Annotated in this window: 2 protein-coding genes; both read left to right on the top strand. The window is 65.7% G+C overall.

Features of this window, described 5'->3' with window-relative positions:
- Nucleotides 1-96: 96 nt before the first annotated feature.
- Complete coding sequence (locus tag BQ8482_RS12205) at nt 97-735, top strand: alpha/beta hydrolase family protein (protein ID WP_123147863.1); 639 nt, start codon at nt 97-99, stop codon at nt 733-735.
- Nucleotides 736-745: 10 nt separating this feature from the next.
- Entirely contained in the window at nt 746-1,516 is a 771-nt protein-coding gene (locus BQ8482_RS12210) for an exodeoxyribonuclease III (protein ID WP_123147864.1), read from the top strand.
- Nucleotides 1,517-1,587 lie beyond the last annotated feature (71 nt).

Below are 1,587 nucleotides of genomic sequence, written 5' to 3' on the forward strand. Positions count from 1 at the left end.
GGGGCATCCGCAAATCTCCCCCCTTGAGGGGGAGATGGCCGGCAGGCCAGAGGGGGGTGGGACGGAACGCGGCCTTCATCTGCGAGGCACCCTGTGATGACCACCTTCCTCCTCGACGGCCCCGAAACCGCCCCCACCACCATCCTTCTAGCCCACGGCGCCGGTGCGCCGATGGACTCGGCCTCGATGACCGCCACGGCAAAAGCGCTGGCCGAGGCCGGGTTCCGCGTTGCGCGCTTTGAATTCCACTACATGGCGGCCCGCCGCTACGGTCATCGCAAGCCGCCGCCGCGCGCCGAGACGGTGAATCCCGAATACATCAAGGCGATCGCCGACCTCAGGGCGAAGGGCGTGAAGGGGCCGCTCATCATCGGCGGCAAGTCGATGGGCGGCCGCGTCGCCTCGATGATCGCCGACGAGATGTTTTCGAAGGGTGAGATTTCAGGGCTGCTTTGCCTCGGCTATCCCTTCCATCCGCCGGGGAAACCGACGCAGCTTCGGACAAAACATCTCGCCGATCTCAGGACGCCGACATTGATCTTCCAGGGCACACGCGACGAGTTCGGGACCAGGGACGAGGTCGCGACCTACGATCTTTCCGACGCCATCGAAATGCGGTGGCTGGAGGATGGCGACCATGATTTGAAGCCGCGCAAGAGCATTTCCGGCTTCTCCACTGCCGATCATCTGAAGACGATGACTGATGCGGTGAAGGCGTGGGCGGGCCGGCTCTGATTTCTGCCCGATGAAGATCGCCACCTTCAACATCAACAACATCAACGGCCGGCTGCAAAACCTGCTGGCCTGGCTGACTGTCGCCAAGCCCGACATCGTCTGCCTGCAGGAACTGAAAGCAAGGCAGACGCAGTTTCCGCGCACAGCACTCGCCGCGGCGGGCTATGGCGCGGTGTGGCTGGGGCAGCCGACCTGGAACGGCGTCGCCATACTCGCGCGGGGTTCAGAACCCGTTCTGACCCGCGAGGCGCTGCCCGGCGACGAGAGCGACAACCAGGCCCGCTACATCGAGGCGGCGGTCAACGGCATCGTCGTCGCCTGCCTCTATGCGCCGAACGGCAACCCGCAGCCCGGTCCGAAATTCCAGTACAAGCTGGCGTGGCACGAGCGCCTGAACGCGCATGCGGCGGAGCTGTTCGACACCGGCCTGCCGGTGGTGCTGGCCGGCGACTACAACATCGTGCCCGAGCCGCGCGACATCTACCCGACCCGCTCCTATGACGACAATGCGCTGGTGCAGCCGGAAAGCCGCGCCGCCTTCGCAGCACTGCTCGACCAGGGCTGGACCGATGCGCTGCGCAAGAAGCACCCGAAGGAGACGCTCTACACATTCTGGGATTATCGCCGCAACCGCTGGCAGCGCGACGCCGGCCTGCGGCTCGACCATATATTGCTCTCGAAGAAACTGGCGCGCCGATTGGCCGGGGCAGGCATCGACCGCTATGTGCGCGGCGAGCCAGGCGCCAGCGACCATGCGCCGGTGTGGGTGGAATTGCGGTGAGGGCGGAGAGCCAATCTCCCCCCTTGTGGGGGAGATGCCCGGCAGGGCAGAGGGGGGCGCGAAGGATCCCA

Origin of the sequence: Mesorhizobium delmotii (assembly GCF_900149755.1) — a bacterium.
GTDB lineage: Bacteria > Pseudomonadota > Alphaproteobacteria > Rhizobiales > Rhizobiaceae > Mesorhizobium > Mesorhizobium delmotii.

What these genes read in the sequence shown, in the direction of transcription:
- BQ8482_RS12205 (WP_123147863.1), top strand. Translation starts at nt 97, where the DNA reads ATGACCACCTTCCTCCTCGACGGCCCCGAAACCGCCCCCACCACCATC.
- BQ8482_RS12210 (WP_123147864.1), top strand. Translation starts at nt 746, where the DNA reads ATGAAGATCGCCACCTTCAACATCAACAACATCAACGGCCGGCTGCAA.